General features: G+C 67.9%; 17 protein-coding genes. 9 read left to right on the top strand and 8 right to left on the bottom strand.

The features are described from left to right. The first annotated feature begins 11 nt into the window (after positions 1-11). The 4 genes from V7D63_RS00575 to V7D63_RS00560 all read left to right on the top strand — a co-directional run bounded on the left by V7D63_RS00575 (position 12) and on the right by V7D63_RS00560 (position 4,351). Positions 12-632, top strand: a complete 621-nt coding sequence (locus tag V7D63_RS00575; protein WP_333590312.1) for a hypothetical protein — start codon at positions 12-14, stop codon at positions 630-632. Next, positions 633-1,967 (top strand): TIR domain-containing protein, encoded by a 1,335-nt coding sequence (locus tag V7D63_RS00570; protein WP_333590311.1) that lies wholly within the window; start codon positions 633-635, stop codon positions 1,965-1,967. A 3-nt stretch (positions 1,968-1,970) separates the two neighbouring features. Continuing rightward, positions 1,971-3,038: a hypothetical protein gene (locus V7D63_RS00565; RefSeq protein WP_333590310.1), complete on the top strand. Its 1,068-nt coding sequence runs from the start codon at positions 1,971-1,973 to the stop codon at positions 3,036-3,038. Positions 3,039-4,054: 1,016 nt separating this feature from the next. Then, complete coding sequence (locus V7D63_RS00560; RefSeq protein WP_333590309.1) at positions 4,055-4,351, top strand: DUF736 domain-containing protein; 297 nt, start codon at positions 4,055-4,057, stop codon at positions 4,349-4,351. A 54-nt stretch (positions 4,352-4,405) separates the two neighbouring features. Here the strand turns inward: V7D63_RS00560 and V7D63_RS00555 are convergent, their stop codons facing one another. After that, positions 4,406-5,533 (bottom strand): hypothetical protein, encoded by a 1,128-nt coding sequence (locus V7D63_RS00555; protein WP_333590308.1) that lies wholly within the window; start codon positions 5,531-5,533, stop codon positions 4,406-4,408. A 246-nt stretch (positions 5,534-5,779) separates the two neighbouring features. Between V7D63_RS00555 and V7D63_RS00550 the strand changes: the two genes are divergently transcribed. The 5 genes from V7D63_RS00550 to V7D63_RS00530 all read left to right on the top strand — a co-directional run bounded on the left by V7D63_RS00550 (position 5,780) and on the right by V7D63_RS00530 (position 9,813). Then, complete coding sequence (locus tag V7D63_RS00550) at positions 5,780-6,301, top strand: MobC family plasmid mobilization relaxosome protein (protein WP_333590307.1); 522 nt, start codon at positions 5,780-5,782, stop codon at positions 6,299-6,301. Beyond that, positions 6,298-7,293, top strand: a complete 996-nt coding sequence (locus V7D63_RS00545; protein ID WP_333590306.1) for a relaxase/mobilization nuclease domain-containing protein — start codon at positions 6,298-6,300, stop codon at positions 7,291-7,293. The genes V7D63_RS00550 and V7D63_RS00545 overlap by 4 nt, the downstream gene beginning before the upstream one ends. 76 nt (positions 7,294-7,369) lie before the next feature. Next, complete coding sequence (locus V7D63_RS00540) at positions 7,370-7,963, top strand: DUF6088 family protein (RefSeq protein WP_333590305.1); 594 nt, start codon at positions 7,370-7,372, stop codon at positions 7,961-7,963. Then, positions 7,956-8,969, top strand: a complete 1,014-nt coding sequence (locus V7D63_RS00535) for a nucleotidyl transferase AbiEii/AbiGii toxin family protein (RefSeq protein ID WP_333590304.1) — start codon at positions 7,956-7,958, stop codon at positions 8,967-8,969. The genes V7D63_RS00540 and V7D63_RS00535 overlap by 8 nt, the downstream gene beginning before the upstream one ends. Before the next feature lies 1 nt (position 8,970). Beyond that, entirely contained in the window at positions 8,971-9,813 is an 843-nt protein-coding gene (locus V7D63_RS00530) for a hypothetical protein (protein WP_333590303.1), read from the top strand. An 11-nt stretch (positions 9,814-9,824) separates the two neighbouring features. Here the strand turns inward: V7D63_RS00530 and V7D63_RS00525 are convergent, their stop codons facing one another. Genes V7D63_RS00525 through V7D63_RS00495 form a run of 7 tightly spaced genes read right to left on the bottom strand, consistent with a single transcriptional unit; the run spans position 9,825 to position 16,057 of the window. Further along, positions 9,825-10,427: an LPD7 domain-containing protein gene (locus V7D63_RS00525; protein WP_333590302.1), complete on the bottom strand. Its 603-nt coding sequence runs from the start codon at positions 10,425-10,427 to the stop codon at positions 9,825-9,827. Beyond that, positions 10,424-12,172 carry a type IV secretory system conjugative DNA transfer family protein gene (locus V7D63_RS00520; RefSeq protein WP_333590301.1) on the bottom strand — a complete coding sequence of 583 codons (1,749 nt, stop codon included), beginning with the start codon at positions 12,170-12,172 and terminating at the stop codon, positions 10,424-10,426. The genes V7D63_RS00525 and V7D63_RS00520 overlap by 4 nt, the downstream gene beginning before the upstream one ends. A 34-nt stretch (positions 12,173-12,206) precedes the next feature. Next, complete coding sequence (virB11, locus tag V7D63_RS00515; protein WP_333590300.1) at positions 12,207-13,214, bottom strand: P-type DNA transfer ATPase VirB11; 1,008 nt, start codon at positions 13,212-13,214, stop codon at positions 12,207-12,209. Continuing rightward, positions 13,214-14,338, bottom strand: a complete 1,125-nt coding sequence (virB10, locus tag V7D63_RS00510; RefSeq protein WP_333590299.1) for a type IV secretion system protein VirB10 — start codon at positions 14,336-14,338, stop codon at positions 13,214-13,216. The genes virB11 and virB10 overlap by 1 nt, the downstream gene beginning before the upstream one ends. Further along, positions 14,335-15,162 carry a TrbG/VirB9 family P-type conjugative transfer protein gene (locus tag V7D63_RS00505; RefSeq protein ID WP_333590298.1) on the bottom strand — a complete coding sequence of 276 codons (828 nt, stop codon included), beginning with the start codon at positions 15,160-15,162 and terminating at the stop codon, positions 14,335-14,337. The genes virB10 and V7D63_RS00505 overlap by 4 nt, the downstream gene beginning before the upstream one ends. Continuing rightward, positions 15,159-15,842: a virB8 family protein gene (locus tag V7D63_RS00500; RefSeq protein WP_333590297.1), complete on the bottom strand. Its 684-nt coding sequence runs from the start codon at positions 15,840-15,842 to the stop codon at positions 15,159-15,161. Before V7D63_RS00500 ends, V7D63_RS00505 begins: the two co-directional genes overlap by 4 nt. Next, the gene (locus tag V7D63_RS00495) at positions 15,839-16,057 is read right to left on the bottom strand and encodes a hypothetical protein (protein WP_333590296.1); all 219 of its coding nucleotides are present in this window, start codon (positions 16,055-16,057) and stop codon (positions 15,839-15,841) included. The genes V7D63_RS00500 and V7D63_RS00495 overlap by 4 nt, the downstream gene beginning before the upstream one ends.

Genomic DNA, 16,057 nt, shown 5'->3' with positions numbered 1-16,057 from the left:
CGTGAAGTTCGATGGTCAAACTCAACTTCAATCTCGCCGCCTTTTCGTTTCAACGCGGCGTGGCGATTCTGGCGAAGAGCTTCGCTTCTGCGATCGTCGCGCTGAACGCGGATGTCCAGAACGCCAAGGACGAAGCGTTCGGCTACCAGCAAGCCCTCGAACAGGGAGGTGAGTGGATCGGCGAAACTGACGAGGACGGCACCGTCATCTGGGATCAGTCCCAAATCCTGGATTACGAGGTCGATGTCGTGGACGAAGCCGCTCAGGAACTAAGAAAGGCGTTCGCGCTTGCGCTCTATCACCACTGGGAGCGCTCAGCGCGACTGTGGACCCAAGCCGACAACTGGTCGCACGAGCAGCTCGTCGCCGCGTCATTGAACAGGGGCTATCCCATTGACCCAAGGCTCGCGGCCGTCCGGGATCTGGTGAACACCTTGAAGCATAACAAGGACCGCTGGGGACGGGATCTGCTGAAGAGCTGGCCGGACGTATTCCCCTCGGATTTCGTCGAGCGCCCGAACAGGCGTACCGATTGGTACGAAACTATCCAGTTGTCGGACACGCAGGTTCGGGACGCGTTCAACATCGTCGCCGCTTCCGGACCGACGACCGACATGTTGCCGAGCACCTGAATGCAGCACGACGTCTTCATCTGTCACGCCAGCGAGGATAAGGACGCGGTCGCGCGTCCGCTCGCCGAAGCGCTTCGTGAGCGACACATCGACGTCTGGTACGACGAGTTCTCCATGAAGGTCGGTGACAGCCTGCGGGAGGCCATCGACCGCGGCCTGGCGAACTGCCGTTACGGCATCGTCGTCGTAAGTCCGGCGTTCTTCCGCAAGCGGTGGACACAGCGCGAGATGAACGGTCTGGTTGCTCGCGAAATGAGCGAAGGGCGCAATCTAGTGCTGCCGGTGTGGCACGAGGTGGAGCTGTCCGACGTCGTCGCCCAATCTCCGCCGTTGGCCAATGTGGTCGCGACGCGCTCTGCTGTCGGTCTGGAGCGGATGTGCGCGGAGCTCCTGCGCACCATTCGCCCGGACGAGAGCCCGCTTCTGGTCGCGCGCGACGAACTCATTCGCTTCGGCTGGTCGCCGCCTCCGATCTCGGACGAGTGGTGGCTCGACATGACTGAAGCCCAGGAACACGCGGTCTCGTCGATGTGGTCCGTACCCTGGCGGTTTCCGCTGCCGGAGCAGCTCGGCAGCCAAGGCCGCCGGCGCGGACTGAACATCGCCTGGACCGCTCTCCAGCTCGACTGGCAGCATCAGGCCGAGCATCACAAGATTTGCCAGATCACTCCGCCGGACGAGGTGCTTGCCTTCGTCCGCAGTGACCCGGCACTCACCGAGGCCGCCCACGACTATCCCCAGTATCTGGCGAACTATGCGCCACAGCTGCTGATCCCTGAGTTCTCGGCGGAGTTCGCAGAGGATTTTGACGAGCTGCTGCGAGAATCCGAAGACCGTTGGCGCACCGATCCGGATCGACGGTTCCCGGACGCTCGCTGTGATCGGCAGCTGGCCTTTCGGCACGCCGAGCTCGGCCGCCATTCGGCGAAGGAGGTCGCCGAGAAATGGATGGTCGGCTTGGGCGGAGACCACAGCGCGAGGATCTACGACGAACCCGACTACATCTTCTGGCTTCTGTCATCCGACAGCGATTGGATGCCGACGCATATCCGGGCCTTCCTGATAGAAGGCTTCAAAGAGCGCGCCATGTGGGAGCGGAATCTCCTGGATGAAACGAAGGGGGCTTTCTTTGACGCCATGCTGAAGACGCGAAGGACACCGTTTCGGTGGACGCGCGCCTTGAAGGCCGATCTCGAACGGATCGTATCGAAGACGATCCGTTCGATGGGCCTCAAGGCGAAGGCGAGCGAGATCGTCGATCGTTTCATCGAGGAGGACTTCGTCGGGGTCGTGGATCGGGTCGAACGCGAGCGCGCTGCGGCGCGCAGGCGCTGATCCATGACCGAGGACGGGGATGATCGTCGGCGGTTCTGGAGTCGGTCCGCGCCGCTGCGCGCGCTAACCGAGGAGGAGAGGGAAGCCGCTCTAAGTCATCTCAAGGACCGCGCGGTGGGTCGGATGGCCGCGCATCATTTGGCCTTGGAAATGCAGGCTGGGCAAAAGCGGGCGCACCACGGAGATCCTGACGCCGCGCGGCATTATCTGGAGCTGGTTCGCGCCCTTCGCCAAGGCGGACGCATCACCTATGCCGAGTACGTTCTGCAGGTCGGCAGCCGTATGGAAATGGTCTCGGATCATCGGTGGTTTCAGGGCGACTACACCGCGGACTTGCAGCCGATCAGCGACGCGATGGACCGGATCACGCAGTCGCATGGGCTATCGCGGGAAGAGTACTGGCCTCGAGGAGAAGAGCCGGAAGACTACCGTGTCCTGTCCGACGCCTATTCCGCCTGTCTGAACGCCAAGCTGATCGAGACCATGCGCGAGTTCGGCGAGGAGGAGCTTGCCGATCTTCGGGAGCGGGAGCCCGCGCGTTACGACGCCTTGCGCGAGGAAGGACGGCGGTCCGTCTTCGAGAAAGATAACCGCCTTACCGCGCTGGCCACCCTGATCGACTACTATGAGCACGAAGCCGAGGCGGCCGGAAACGCGGGCGCGTACCTGGCCGGGTGCCTGATGTGGGGCGCAGCGGCGGAGGGGAGATTGCTGCTGTGGTGCCTGCGCGCGCCCGCTCTTGCCGAACAAGCTCGCCAAGCCCTGCCGTCAAAGAGTCGGCCGAAGAAGCCGGACCCGGCGGACTGGACCTTGGACGGTCTCGTTCAGGTGGCGCACGGCGCAGGGTGGATCGGTGTCTTGGAAGACGATGACTTCGTCTTTGTCGTTGAGGGTTTGCTGCAGAACCTGCGTCAGTCGCGGAATCTCATTCATCCTGGCCGATCGCTCCAGCTCGAACCGCATCTGCGGAGGGACAAGACCGCTTTTGATGATGCGAAGGCCGCCTATGCGGTGCTCAGGATGAATGAGGTGGCGCACGCGCCCCGGCAACCGGATGACCAGTCCAACTAGGGCGGGCTTCCACAGGATAAGAACAAAAAGAGAACAAATATCTTGCGGCGGCGGCCTCGTTCTGCGTAACCCGACGACCGGGTCGGTTGGCTGGATCGGAGCGGACCGTGAGAGAGCAGAGCATGCGGCGTGTGCCGCGAGAAGACATGGCGCCCGAGGTCGGGCGACGCTTGGTGGTGCGGTGTGACCGTCCGCTCTGTGATCGTGCTGTCTTGATGGATCCGCGTCCGGTCTTCGGCGCGCCGCGATACTGGCCGGCTGTCGGGCCGTCTTATCGGTTCCGATGCCAGTGCGGGCATCGGGTGGCCTACGTCTCCTATACCGACAACGCGGATCAGGCCGAGGGACCGATTTCGCCGGCCGCGCTCAAGCTCTGGTTCTAGGATGCACAGGCCGTTTGGGCCGCCGGCTCCGCCGCGCCTCGTTACGATGCAGTCGGCACGGCGGCACGGGCTGCTGTTGCGCATCGCCTGCGAACCCTGCGGCAGGACCGAGTCGATCGAGGGGGCCGCCTTGCCCGTGATCCCGCGCGCTGTCGCCGTGGGCGAGTTGTGGTTCGCCGGGCGCTTCCGGTGTGCGACCTGCCGGCGGCCGGCGTCCAGGCTTGAACTGATCGAACGGGGGCAGTTGCAGAAGACGCTTGAACGGTGGGGCCTTGGCGAACCCTTCGTGGCGGAAAGGCTGCGTCGACATTGGCGACATGATCCCTACGACCGGCGTGACTGGCCCGCGTGGTTCAGGCGTGGGTGACCACCCGTCTCCTCTGCAGTAGGTCAGCCTTGCGCGGCCTCTCAATGGCCTGATCTGACCGAAGCCCGTCCGCCTTCCGCAACCGGTCGCTCGGCTTTCTTCCCCGGCCTGACGGCCTTCCTCGCGAGGCAAGAAAGCCGCTCTCCCGGTCCTCCGCTGCGCTGCGGGGTCTCGCAGTGCTCGCCCTGCGGGCCGTCCGGCCCCCGGTCCGCCGATCGCCATCGAGGCCGCGGCAGGCGTGGCCCGACAGCAAAGGAGAGACGACCATGGCCACCATCGGCACCTTCAACCAGCAAGCGGACGGCAGCTACAACGGTTCGATCAAGACCCTGACCCTCAACGTCAAGACGGCCCAACTCCGGGCCAATGAGAAGACCGACGACAAGGCTCCCGACTTCCGCATCTTCTCCGGCCAGACCGAGTTCGGCGCCGCCTGGAAGAAGACGAGCCAGCAGAACCGCGAGTACCTGTCGGTCAAGCTCGACGATCCCAGCTTCCCGGCGCCGATCTACGCCTCGCTGGTCGAGATCGAAGGCGGACACAGCCTGATCTGGTCCCGCTGATCTAAGGGCCGCGGCGGCGCGGGGACCGCGCCGCCGCTCCGGCTTCGGCGGTGTTCAGAAGTCGAGGAAGAGGGCGGCCTTGTGACGGTCCGCGAGGCTGACGATCGTATGGGTGAACGCCGCGTTCTCCGCATAGCTGGCCTCGAGCAGTCGGATCAGGCGTTCCCGGTTTCGCGCCTGGGCCGGCGACAGATTGTCCTTGAGGTCAGAGACATCCTCCGCGGTGCTCGCAGACACCCAGCTGAAGAGCCGTCCCAGCAGGCCCACCAGCACGTCTGAAACCTGGACCCCCGGGTCGTCGTGCGACCGCGTAACGAAGCGGTAGTTGCAGAACGGCGCTCCGTTGTCGGTCAGCGTCATCGCGGCGAGCTCGCTGGAAACGACATCCTCGGCGTCGAAGATGTGGCTCGCGTTCTTCAGGATGCAGATGCGTTCAAGGAAGAAATCTCTGAAACCGTCGATCAAAACGCGCGCCTTACCGCCCTCAATGAAGGGCAACGGGTTGTGGCGGCCCATTTGGAGAAGTCCCCGGAGCATCTGATAGCCAAAGTGGTCCAGGTGGTCAGAATAGTCGCTCGCGAACTCGATCAGCGCGCTCATGAAGGCGTGCCGGTTTTCCGGAAGAAGGTCCGGGTAGTCGAACCGGGACATCAGCGCCGCGGTCCGGGCGCGGTCGGCGCGAAGCACGGTGGAGAGATCCGATTTCAGGGTCTCGTCGAAGCCGTCCGGCATCTCGCCGGTAGCCAGCACCGAGTCGACGACATCGACGACCGACCAGTAGAACGGGTCGAGCGCGAGGTAGTGGACCAGGAGCTTTTGCTCGATCGCCCACTCAAGAAACACCTCCAGCTTTCGCGACCCCAATACGGTCGGAAAGTCACCCTTGCCGAAGAGGCCGAAATGCAGCTCCTCCGCGTTGGACTGGATTCTGGCGCGGGTTCTTAGGGGACCGAGATCGATAGGCGCCGCGTCCCGTCGGCCGAACCCGCCGAGCACCCAGCAGTTCAGCACCGGCACGTTGAAGGCGTTGGTTTCCAGATGCAGCCGCCGGATATTGTTGGTCTCGTCGTAGTAAAGGACGTAGGCGACATCGGCCCGATGAAGGCCGTTCTGACGAATGAATGGAAGCCGCATCGCGTTGACGTCGATGGGCCCACGTTCATTCGCTTCGGTCGGGTTCATGCTCAACTCTCTGCGGATCTCGGCGAGACTCCGGCCTGCCTTCTGATGCGACGATTCTCGCTTGGGTCTCGCAGTTCCTGGCAGGTCCCCGCCTAGGCTGGGGCGCCCTTCAGGGCGGCGGGCGAGCGGCCGGCTTCGGACGCCGAGGGGAGGGCGGGCACCCCCGGAGGCCTACGGGGCGAGGGGGGTGACGGTCTAGGGCAGGATAGGCTTTGCGCCGGCAATGTCTGACAGACCCGCTCTCCCATGGACCGCCTCACCCTCCGCGTTTCGCCCGATCTGATCCGCCGGTTCGACGCCGCCGCGGCCGGTCAGGGCGGACGCTCGCGGCTTCTCCGGCGGCTCATGGACGGCGCCGCCCAGGCGGCTCTTCCGGCGCCGGAGGACGCGCCGGTGGCGGTGCAGTCGGGCAAGCTGACCCTGCGTCTGGGCGAAGCGGACCTGCGTCTCCTGGAGCGCGAGGCGGCGGCGACGGGCCTGTCGCGAACCCAATGGAGCGTGGCGCTCATCCGTCGCCGCCTGCATGATCGGCCGCAGTTCAGCCGGCCGGACGCCCTGGCCCTGATCGAGGTGCGCCGCGAGCTCAGGCGGATCGGCGTGAACATCAACCAGATCGCCCGCGCGCTGAACACCGCCGTGATGGACGGCATGGTGCTGGATCTGGAGGTGGCTCAGTTGGGGGTCTTCCAGGCCGAAATCTCGGCCTGGGTCGAAGCGCTCGGCGAGGCTTTCGAGGGCAATCTCGCCTACTGGGCGCCGGCGTCGTGACCGACTTCCGGTCATCGCACGGGTTCGAGGAGGTGCTGCGTCCGCCCGTCGAGATCCGGCGCGCCCGGATCACGCCTGCGGTGCTGCGCCCGTCTCGCGGGGATGGCGGCGATCCGGCCGTCCGGTTCACGCGGGTGGCGCGCAGCGTACCCGAGGTGATGGTGAAGATCACCGGACGGACCCGGGACAGCGCTCATCTGAAGGCACACCTGGACTACATCAGCCGTAACGGCGCCCTGGCGCTGGAAGGGCCCGATGGAGAGCGACTGGAAGGCCGTGGGCAGGTGCGAGAGCTGGCGCGCGACTGGGCCGAGGAGTTCGCCCTCGAGCCGGGACGCCGGCGGGATGCGTCGATCACCCTGTCGATCGTGCTGAGCATGCCGGCCGGGACCGACGCCGCCCGTCTGCAGGACGCGGCGAGGGCCTTTGCGGCCGGGACGTTCGGCGAGCGCTTTCCCTATGTCTTCGCCCTGCATGATGAAGGCCGACATCCCCACGTCCATCTGACGGTGCGAAGATTGGGGCGGGACGGCGAGCGGTTGAATCCCCGCAAGGCGGACCTGCAGGTTTGGCGGGAAGACTTCGCGCGCGCCCTTCGCGACCGGTCGGTCGAGGCCGAGGCGACGCCGCGCCGGACGCGGGGCGTCACTCGCAAGGCTGAGCGCATCCCGGTGCGCAAGATGCGAGAGCGGTTCGCGGCGGGGCAGGGGCCATTGCCCGAAGTGCTCGCCGCCGCCTATCGGGCCGCGCTCACGGCAGGCGGTGGCGAAGCGCCCTGGCTGGACGCGATCCGGATACGCGAGCTGGCCATCCGGCGGACTCTGGTGGTCGAGGCCCTGCGTCTGTCGCGATCGGAGCGGCCCCGGGACCGCGCTCTCGCCGCTCTGGTGGAGCGGTTCGTCCGGGAACGGCCGGCCCCGATAACGCGAGATCAGGCGCTGCGACAGAGACGGGAGGCCCGGCGCGATGCCGACCGGACGCATGACCGATAGATCGAACATTGCAGGTGGGAGCGTTGCGTTTGCGAAGTGTCAGAAGTTGTCTTATATTTCTGACACAGAGGTTGTGATGCAAACACTAGCCGATCAAATCATGGAGCGCGCCTCGACGCTGCCGGAAGGCGCGCCGCTCGCCGCCAAGGGGTTGCTGCACTTGGGCAGCCGCGCGGCTGTGGACCAGGCCCTGTCGCGGCTGGTGCGCCGGGGCCGGCTGCTGCGCGCCGGTCGCGGCGTCTACATGAGCCCGCTGGAAAGCCGGTTCGGCGCTCGTACGCCCTCGATCGAAAAGGTGGTGCGAGCCGTCAGCGAGCAGCGTGGCGAGGTCGTCGCCTCCAACGGGGCGGCCGCGGCCAATGCCCTCGGCCTGACCACCCAGGTGCCGATCCGCATGGTCTATCTGACCAACGGTAAGAGCCGTATCTTCAGCGTCGGCAAGCAGACGGTGGAGTTCCAGCACGCGCCCGCATGGCAGCTGCTCCTGGCCGATCGTCCCGCCGGTGAAGCGGTGCGCGCCCTGGCCTGGCTCGGGCCAGAGAAAGCCGGAACCGCGCTCGAAACCCTGAAGCGCAAGCTGGGCCCTTCGGCGTTCGGAGAGCTGGTGTCCGTCGGGCCACGTCTGCCGACGTGGCTGGCGCGGTCGGTGAGCCAGGCGGCGCATGTCTGACGTCTTCCTGCAACTGTCGGCCGAGGACCGGATCGAGGCGCTTGCGACGGCGGCGGCCGGGTCCGGGCGTCCCGCGCATCTGCTTGAGAAGGACGTCTGGGTCGTGTGGGCGCTTCGGGCTCTGTTCGAGGCGCCGTTGGGCGAGGCGCTGGTCTTCAAGGGCGGCACGTCCCTGTCCAAGGCCTATGACGTCATCCAGCGCTTCTCCGAAGACATCGACCTGACCTATGATATCCGCCGGCTCCTTCCGGACCTGGCCGACGCGCCCGAAGACCCCGTGCCGGAAACCCGCGCCGAGGAGCGGCGTTGGTCGCGCGACGTTCAGCGGCTGTTGCCGCTCTGGGTTGAGGGCGAGGTCCGGCCGATGCTCAAGGCGCGCCTGGCTGCCGACGGCGTCGCCGCCAAGGTGCGGATCGAGGGCGCCAAGGCCTTCGTGGACTACGCCCCGACCAGCACCGGCACGGGCTATGTCTCGCCCAGCGTGATGCTCGAGTTCGGGGCTCGTGCGACCGGCGAACCGAGCGCTCCGCGTCCGGTGGTCTGCGATGCGGCCGCTCATCTGCCGGGGGTGGCGTTCCCTACCGCCACGCCGCGGGTGATGGCCGCCGAACGAACCTTCTGGGAGAAGGCCACGGCGGCCCATGTCTATTGCGTCCAGGGTCGCCTGCGCGGGGATCGCTTCTCGCGTCACTGGCACGATCTGGCCCGCTTGGACGCCGCCGGTTTCGCGGAGACAGCGATCACCGATCGCGCGGTGGCCGAGGCGGTCGCGCGGCATAAGGCGATGTTCTTCCGCGAGACCGCCGACGGCGCGGAGATCGACTACGGCCAGGCGGTCGCCGGCGGTCTTCAGTTGAAGCCGGAGGGCGCATCCCTGGAGGCCTTAAGCGAGGACTATCGTCGGATGGTCGAGGACGGTCTGCTCGAGGCGGACGCCGAACCGTTCGAGGCCTTGATGGAGACCTGTGCGGATCTCGCCCGGCGCGCCAACGCCGGGGCGGCCTGACGTGACCTACGCCGCTGTCGAGCAGGAGGCGATCCTGCTGAAGGCCGTCTGGGACATGATCGACGACATGGTCAATTTCGAGATCTTCCAGTACCCGGTGACCTCTCGGCCGACCAATCTGGTGTTCGAGTCCGGCTCGCACAAACGGGTTTTCGCGATCCTTCTGGCCGACTTCCTGGCCCAGCCGAAACCGTCCGCCCTGCCGTTCGCCTTCGCGCCGTCCGGTCAGCCTCCGCGTGAGACCGATCGCACCTATCTCTTCTATCTCGAGGCCATCGGCCGCGAGCCGCAGCTCGGTCCCGACGCCTCGGGACTGGCGGCGGCGGCCTCGGCCTTCGCCGACTGGCTGAACGCCGAGTGCTACTGTCCGGCCGTCTGGCTTTCCGAACTGGATCTGTCCCTGGACCTGCGCGTCTCAAGGATCTGGCTGCTGAAGGTGGTCGGGGACGCCAACAAGCACAACTTTTCACGGCTGGGCGCGCGGGTGAAACAGATCCGCAAGATGCTCGCCCGGCACGGCCATGATATCGATGAGGGCAGGGTCTACCGCACCCTTCCGGACTTCCAGCACTGGTTCTACAGGGACGTCTTCTCCTATCACGCCAGTACCATCGCGGAGTTCCTGGACCAGATCCGGCGGGCCCTGTTCGACTATCTGTCGCCGGAATATGCGCGGGCCTGGCGGCGCGGCGATCGGTTCGACGGCGACTACAGCTTCGACGTCCCGACTGAGATCCGCGATCCTCTGGCGCTTGGCATGTACTGGGACCTGATGAATCTGAAGCGGGGCGGCCTTGCGTTTCCGGCCTTCACGGTCTCGCCCTACCTAAAGAACCAGTTCTAGACAGGGCGCCGCTAACGCTGCCGGTCGCGTCCACGCGCCGGTTCCCGTTCTGTCGGGCGGGAGCGGCCTGCGCGCGCCCAGGCGGCCTCGAGCAGGCGTGTCTGGATTGCGGCGTCAGGGACCAGGCGCGCCACGACGATGGCGGCCTTCGCCAAACGCTCGCCGAGCGCGTCGTGTGCCTTCGCGGTTTCGGCGTCTCGCCGGGGCGACGGACGGTCGAGGCCGGCGGCCTGCCGATCCCTTTCGCGCGGTCGATGGCCCTGCACCTCCAGCCCCAAGGCCTGGGCCTGAATCCACACCTCGCGCCGGAAGGCCGGATCGCCGGACACCCGAACCTGATCCCAGCCGCGGTGGCGGGCGATCTTGAGCATGTCGACGACCGCGTCCGGATAGGTCTGGCTGGAGACGAGCGACCTGCCTTGATCGCGGAACATCGGCTCGGACGCGCGATGATCGCGGAAGAAGCGTTCCGGTCGGCCCCGCAGGTCGCGCTCGACCAGATAGCGATCGAGCACCGCCTCCGGCACATCGCCTTTGGCGGTCGAACGCCGCGACCCGGTCGGGCCCGATGCGGGGCCGAGGCGGTTGGACGGGGCGGCGTCGGGCGTCCTCATGGCTCGCGCTCCAGCAAGGCCGCATCGACGACCCGATCCAGCCAGGCGCCGACGGCGCTTTCATCCGCTCCGGCTGGAGGCGGCAGCAGGCCTTCGGCGGCGAAGGCCCGGGCGATGACGTCGAAATCCATCGGATCCTCCTCCGGAACCGGGGGCGATGTCGGCGCGGCGACCGGCGCCAGATCGGGGGCGGGCCGCAGCCGGCGCTGGAAGACGCGCTCCCGGAAGTAGGCGATCTTCCGGCCCCGCACCGGCGGCAGGCCGGCCTTCAGCACCATCAGGGCCGATTGCGGGAGCTGCATCAGCTCCTGGGGCAGCATCAGCGCCCGGCGCTGGTCGGACACGGTCGTGCTGCGGCGACCCTGGCTCAGTCCCGTCGGTCGGCTGCGGCTGCGGCCGTCCGTCGTATAGGCGCCCAGCCGATCGCTGAGCTCCTGGGCGATCTTGAGCTCCTTGGGCGCGAAGACAATCTCGACTCCGCAGTTGGTCATCACCTCCTCGGCCACGTCCGGGCCGTAGATGGCCCTCAGCTGCGACGGGCTCTGAAGCACCGCGAGCAGCCGCAGACCGTAGCCGGCGACCCAGGCGAAGGCGTGGGCCAGCACCGGCGCGGGCCCGAGACGGGCGAACTCGTCGAGCACGATCAGGGCGGGGCGGTCGGCGGGGCCGGGCAGGGCGCGGCTGTTCAGGTCGACCAACTGCTGGAAAAGCAGCGCATAGAGCGGCTGGATCCGCAGCATATTGTCCGGCGTGGCGCCCAGATAGAGGGAGAGCCGGCCGCCGCGCAGGTCACGCAGGTCGAAGTCCGACGCGGCGGTGGCGGCGTCGACCCGGGGATTGAGCCAGAGCCCCATGCGGGTGGTGATCGACTGGCGCACCGAGGCGAAGGTGTTCTCGCTGGAGCTGGTGAAGTCGGTGAGCGCCACCACGACCGGGCCGGGCAGGGGGCGGCCCTCTTGTTCCCGGGCCGCGACGATCCGGGGCAGGCGTGCGCGGGCGTCCCCGGCGGTCAACTGACGGAAGATTTCGCCGAGGGTGAAGGGCCGTTCGGGCGTGGCCGCGACATAGCCTCCGACACCGATGAATCCGGTTCGCGCCGCTTCCGCCCAGAAGGGATCGGCGCGGTCGTGGACCGGGAACAGCATCACCGCCATGCGCTGCAGCTCGTCCAGCACGGCGATGGAGTCCGTGCGATCGACATGGCCGAGCGGATTGAACCGCGCCGTGCGCCCGTCCCGCGCCAGGGGATCGAACAGATGGACAGTCTGGCCGGCCTCGGCGCGATAGCCCGCCGTGGCGAGGAAATTCTCGCGCTTGATGTCCAGCACGACCACGGAGTCCGGCCAGGCTAGGAGATTGGGGATGACCACGCCGACGCCCTTGCCGGTCCGGGTGGGGGCGTAGAGCATGACGTGCTCGGGGCCGTCGGCGATGAGGAAGCCACCCTCGGTCCGGCCCAACACGATCCCGCGGCGCGCCCGCAAGCCCGCGTGGCGTTGTTCCGATCCCGACGCCCACCGGGCGGCGCCGTGCAGAGGCCGGCGTCGGGCGAGCAGGACGGCCGCGCCCAGAACCCCGCCCGTCAGCGCCGAACTCGACAGGCCGATGATCAGCCAGCGCCGCACCTCGGGATCCTGACGATAGTACCAGAGCCAGCCGGGAACGCGGGCCGGTTCGATGGTGCTGGAGAACTGCCCCAGGCCGATCAGGGCGATGAGCGCGGCAAGAACGGCCAGGATGGCCATGGCGGCCAGACCGCCGACGGCGAACGCCGTCGTCCTAGCCGCCGGTCTGGCGCTTGCGAACCGGGTCATGCCAGACCTCCGTCACGCGAAAACGCCCGTCGACCTTCTTCATCTGAATGACGACGTCGACGAGCAGATGCAGCAGGGCGCGGATGTCCTCGCGCGGCAGATCGCGCCCGCCTTCGGATTCCCGCACCAGCAGCGTCAGTTGCTCGAAGGCCAGGGCGGCGGAATCGGCATGCACCGTGGTGATCGAGCCCGGGTGCCCGGAGTTGACGTTGCGCAGATAGAAGAAGGCCGTTCCGTCGCGAAGCTCCTGCAGCAGGATGCGGTCCGGTCGCATGCGCAGGGCGCTTTCCAGAAGCTGTTTGGGTCCGATCTTGGCCAGCCCCTGTCCGTCCTTGGAATAGACCAGATGGACGACATTGCGGTGCGGCACCACGAACTCGCGCGTGTCCTCGATGGTCAGGAGCCGCTCGTGATCCGGGATGAGCTCGATCAACCCCTTCGCCAGGGTCGTCTTGCCCGATCCGGTCGCGCCGGAGATCAGGATGTTCCGGCGGGCCGCGACCGCCAGGGTCAGAAAGCCCGGCCAGTCGCCGGCCTGACGCAGACGCAACAGTTCGGCGTCGGCGAGGTCCGTGGACTCTGCCTGGGCGTCGGCGACCTGGTCGAACAGCCCGGCCGCTGCGAAGTCCTTCAGACCCATGCGTCGTCGCGACGGCTTTCTCAAGGTGAGGGAGATGCCCCCGTCCGCGGCGACCGGCGGCAGCACGATCTGACAACGCACGTCGCCGGGCAGGGTGGTGGAGCAGATCGGCTGTTCGGGCCCGACGTCCTGTCGGGTGTAGGCGGCGGCCGCCACCGCCAGGGTCCGCAGCCACGCCTCCGTCAACTCCGGCGCCTCGGACCAGCGCCACGCGCCGTCCGCCTCGACCCCGACTTCGCCCGGTCGATTGATGACGACCTCGGTCACGTCCGAGGGCTCCAGAAAGGGACGGAGCGGCGCGAGGTAGTGATCCAGGACCGAAGTGTCGTCCATCAGCGGGGCTGCAATCGATAGACACTGGAGAAATCCAGATCCTGGGCCACGAAGATCGTCACCTCGGCGCCCTGACCCTTGCGGAGCGTCGGTGGGATATCGACGGACCCTTGCAGGGCGACGCTGGCCGCGTCTGACGGCAGGCGCCCCGTAGAGGACGCGCCGTCGTTCTGACCGACGGCGGTGTAGACGCCGTCGTCGACGATAGAGAGCAGCAGCGCGCCGCCGAACCGGTCCCAGAAATGGGTGTCGACGACCCCGTCAAACCCCGATCGGCCCAGGGCGTCGGCCGCCGGCGAGGCGAGGGTCACGACGACCCCGGTCGGCGTCACCGCCCGGGTCCACAGGACGAACAGCCGGCGTCGGCCCTGCTGGAGACCGCCGCGATACTCGCCCAGAACCCGCGTACCGCGTTCCATCAGCACCACGGCGCCGTTGTCGGACCAAGCGTCTCGCGGCAGGACGCAGGTCACATAGCCCGGCGTCGTGCTCTCCAAGGCGGTCTGCAGGACGCAGGGCACGCTGGTTCCTGCGGTGATCAGCAGATTTCGTTCGGGAAGGCGGCCCGCGCGCGCCTGCCCGACGGGCGTAACCTGACGCAGCTGGTCGAGCGAGGTCGGAGCGCCCGGAGCCGGTGGCGTGGCCAAGGCTGGCGGCCGGGTTGTCTGGCCGGCGCCGCCGGCACGGCTGTAGGCGAGCACAGGCGCGCGTCGGGCGCTTTCGGCCAGGGCGCGGCGTTCCTCCGCCGGGGAGGGGCCGGAATGGCTGGTCGTCCTGTCCGGCGATTGAGCTTCGAGCGGCGGGATGGTGTCCCCGTCGGTCAACATCGGCGCTTCCGGATCGACGGCGTCGCTCAGCAGCGGCGGAGTCTCGCGACGGGCGGGCTCGAACGGCGCAGTCTGTCGGGGCGGGTCATCGCCTCGGGTCTGTTCCGCCCCGTCGGCGTCGCCGCGATCCCAGCTGGCGATCAGGAAGACGCCGCATCCGAGGGCCAGGGCGGCCATGGTGATGATCTTGCCCTGTCGCCCGCCGAGCCGCCCGGCGACGGGCGAGATTCCGCGATCGCTCGCCTGCGACGGAGGCCGAGGCTCATCGGCAGGGGGCGTTGGATCGAGGCTGGTCATGACCGGCCTCCGACGGGCGCGCGATCGACGGCGGGCGAGGCCGTGCCAGTGCCCAGGCCGACGCCGAGGGCGTCATAGGCGTCGTTGAACAGGCAGAGGACCGATCGGCCGCGTCTCAGCCGCAAACCCCGCGCGACGCCATGAATCACTACGAACTCGCCGCGGACGTCATAGGGGATGAGTCGTTCCGATCCGTCCTCGGCGACCTCGAACAGGGCCGGCAGGGCCTGGACGCCGGGAAAGCGCAGCACGGTGAAGCGACCGTTGTCGCTGACCTCGCTAGGCTGCAGGGCGGCGTCGCCCTGCGCGGACCAGGCCAGATTGCGCGTCCCCTCGACCACGCCGTGTTCCAGTTCCAGGCCGATGAGCCGCTGCTCCACGGCCTCGGCCTGGACGGCCAGCGCGCGGGCGGCCTCGGCCTGTTCGTCGGCTGGGTAGCGGAAACGGACCTGATAGGCGATCGCCGTGCGGTCGTCGGGTTCGCGGGCGAGCAGTTCGAAGGCGTAGTGCCGGACCGCGCCGCCGCGCTCGGTGACGACCAGAAGATTGGTCGCCTGATGGCGCTCGCGGGGTTTTAGAAACAGCACCGATCCTTCGGCGGCCACCTCCCAGGCGACGCTGTCGCCGATCGCGGCGTGACGGATGGTCTCCTCCGGAGAGAAGACGATCTGTGTCGCCGTTCGGAAGGCCCCGGCGATCCGGTAGACGGCCGCCGGATCATAGGTGAGCTCGCGGATGCGCGGGTCCAGCGGCGCCTGCGCCGCGACCGGGGACCCGAGGGCGAGGCCGGCGACCAGCGTCAGCAGGGGAAGGGGGCGTCTCATCGGATGACCTCCGGATCGGCGCGGTAGGACGTCACCTGGAAGCCGAGGGGGTTCCTCAGCCGGTCGGGTTCCGACATCGGCGCGCGGGTGTAGGTGAAAGCGATGGTGGCGATCCAGTCGCTCTCCACCGTCTGCTGGGCCTGGCGGACCGTGCGGTGGAAGCGGACGTTGGCGACGCCGTCGTTGATGAAGCCGATGGCGCGGATCGAGATGACGGCCTCGCCGTCGCGGCCATAGAGGTTCTGCGGGCTGTCGGGATTGGAGCCGCGGAACAGATCGGCCCAGCGCCGCTGTTCGGCCGGCGCCGACAGGATGGAGACCAGACGGAAGGCGTCCTCGGCGGCCGGGTCGAGATAGCCCTCGCGCTGGCGCACATATTGGCCGAGGAAGTATTTGCTGACGGCCTCGTCGTAGCGGACCGGCCCGTCATCGGCCGAGAGGCCACGCACGACATCGACCGCGCCGGTCGTCCGGTCCACCCGGATGACGAAGGGTTCGGTGGACTTCAGCGGCGTCAGCATCGCCACCGCGCCGGTCGCGATTGCCGCCAGACCCGTGGCCACGGCCGCCGCCGACCAGGCCAGCCGGCGCGACCGGAGCGCCGAGGCCAGACGGTCCTGGTCCCAGCGCCGCGCCTCGGTGAAATAGCGCTTTAGCTCGGAGGAGGGGACGCCGCTCATGCGCAGCCTCCCGTTCCGACGCCGGGGCCGGCGTCGGGGCCGACATCGACGGCGGCCTCGGCCGGTCGCGGTTCGGCCCGGGGCGCGAGCACCGAACCATGGGGGTTGGCCGGCCGCCGGGCGGAGCCGTCGCAGGTCGGCAGGGCCGGATCGCCCCGGTGGGCGCAGGCGCCCAGCAGGATCAGGCCGGCGAGCAGGAGGGAGCGGTGGGTCAT

This window comes from Brevundimonas sp. (assembly GCF_036732845.1).
In the GTDB taxonomy this organism is placed as follows: Bacteria; Pseudomonadota; Alphaproteobacteria; order Caulobacterales; family Caulobacteraceae; genus Brevundimonas.
The sequence above is the reverse complement of the archived record's forward strand: the minus strand, read 5'-3'. Positions and strand labels throughout refer to the sequence as shown.

Bases quoted from the DNA above. Each gene is read 5' to 3' on its own strand.
- V7D63_RS00575 (WP_333590312.1), top strand. From the start codon at position 12: ATGGTCAAACTCAACTTCAATCTCGCCGCCTTTTCGTTTCAACGCGGC.
- V7D63_RS00570 (WP_333590311.1), top strand. From the start codon at position 633: ATGCAGCACGACGTCTTCATCTGTCACGCCAGCGAGGATAAGGACGCG.
- V7D63_RS00565 (WP_333590310.1), top strand. From the start codon at position 1,971: ATGACCGAGGACGGGGATGATCGTCGGCGGTTCTGGAGTCGGTCCGCG.
- V7D63_RS00560 (WP_333590309.1), top strand. From the start codon at position 4,055: ATGGCCACCATCGGCACCTTCAACCAGCAAGCGGACGGCAGCTACAAC.
- V7D63_RS00555 (WP_333590308.1), bottom strand. From the start codon at position 5,533: ATGAACCCGACCGAAGCGAATGAACGTGGGCCCATCGACGTCAACGCG.
- V7D63_RS00550 (WP_333590307.1), top strand. From the start codon at position 5,780: ATGGACCGCCTCACCCTCCGCGTTTCGCCCGATCTGATCCGCCGGTTC.
- V7D63_RS00540 (WP_333590305.1), top strand. From the start codon at position 7,370: ATGCAAACACTAGCCGATCAAATCATGGAGCGCGCCTCGACGCTGCCG.
- V7D63_RS00535 (WP_333590304.1), top strand. From the start codon at position 7,956: ATGTCTGACGTCTTCCTGCAACTGTCGGCCGAGGACCGGATCGAGGCG.
- V7D63_RS00525 (WP_333590302.1), bottom strand. From the start codon at position 10,427: ATGAGGACGCCCGACGCCGCCCCGTCCAACCGCCTCGGCCCCGCATCG.
- V7D63_RS00520 (WP_333590301.1), bottom strand. From the start codon at position 12,172: ATGGCCATCCTGGCCGTTCTTGCCGCGCTCATCGCCCTGATCGGCCTG.
- virB11 (WP_333590300.1), bottom strand. From the start codon at position 13,214: ATGGACGACACTTCGGTCCTGGATCACTACCTCGCGCCGCTCCGTCCC.
- virB10 (WP_333590299.1), bottom strand. From the start codon at position 14,338: ATGACCAGCCTCGATCCAACGCCCCCTGCCGATGAGCCTCGGCCTCCG.
- V7D63_RS00505 (WP_333590298.1), bottom strand. From the start codon at position 15,162: ATGAGACGCCCCCTTCCCCTGCTGACGCTGGTCGCCGGCCTCGCCCTC.
- V7D63_RS00500 (WP_333590297.1), bottom strand. From the start codon at position 15,842: ATGAGCGGCGTCCCCTCCTCCGAGCTAAAGCGCTATTTCACCGAGGCG.
- V7D63_RS00495 (WP_333590296.1), bottom strand. From the start codon at position 16,057: ATGACCCACCGCTCCCTCCTGCTCGCCGGCCTGATCCTGCTGGGCGCC.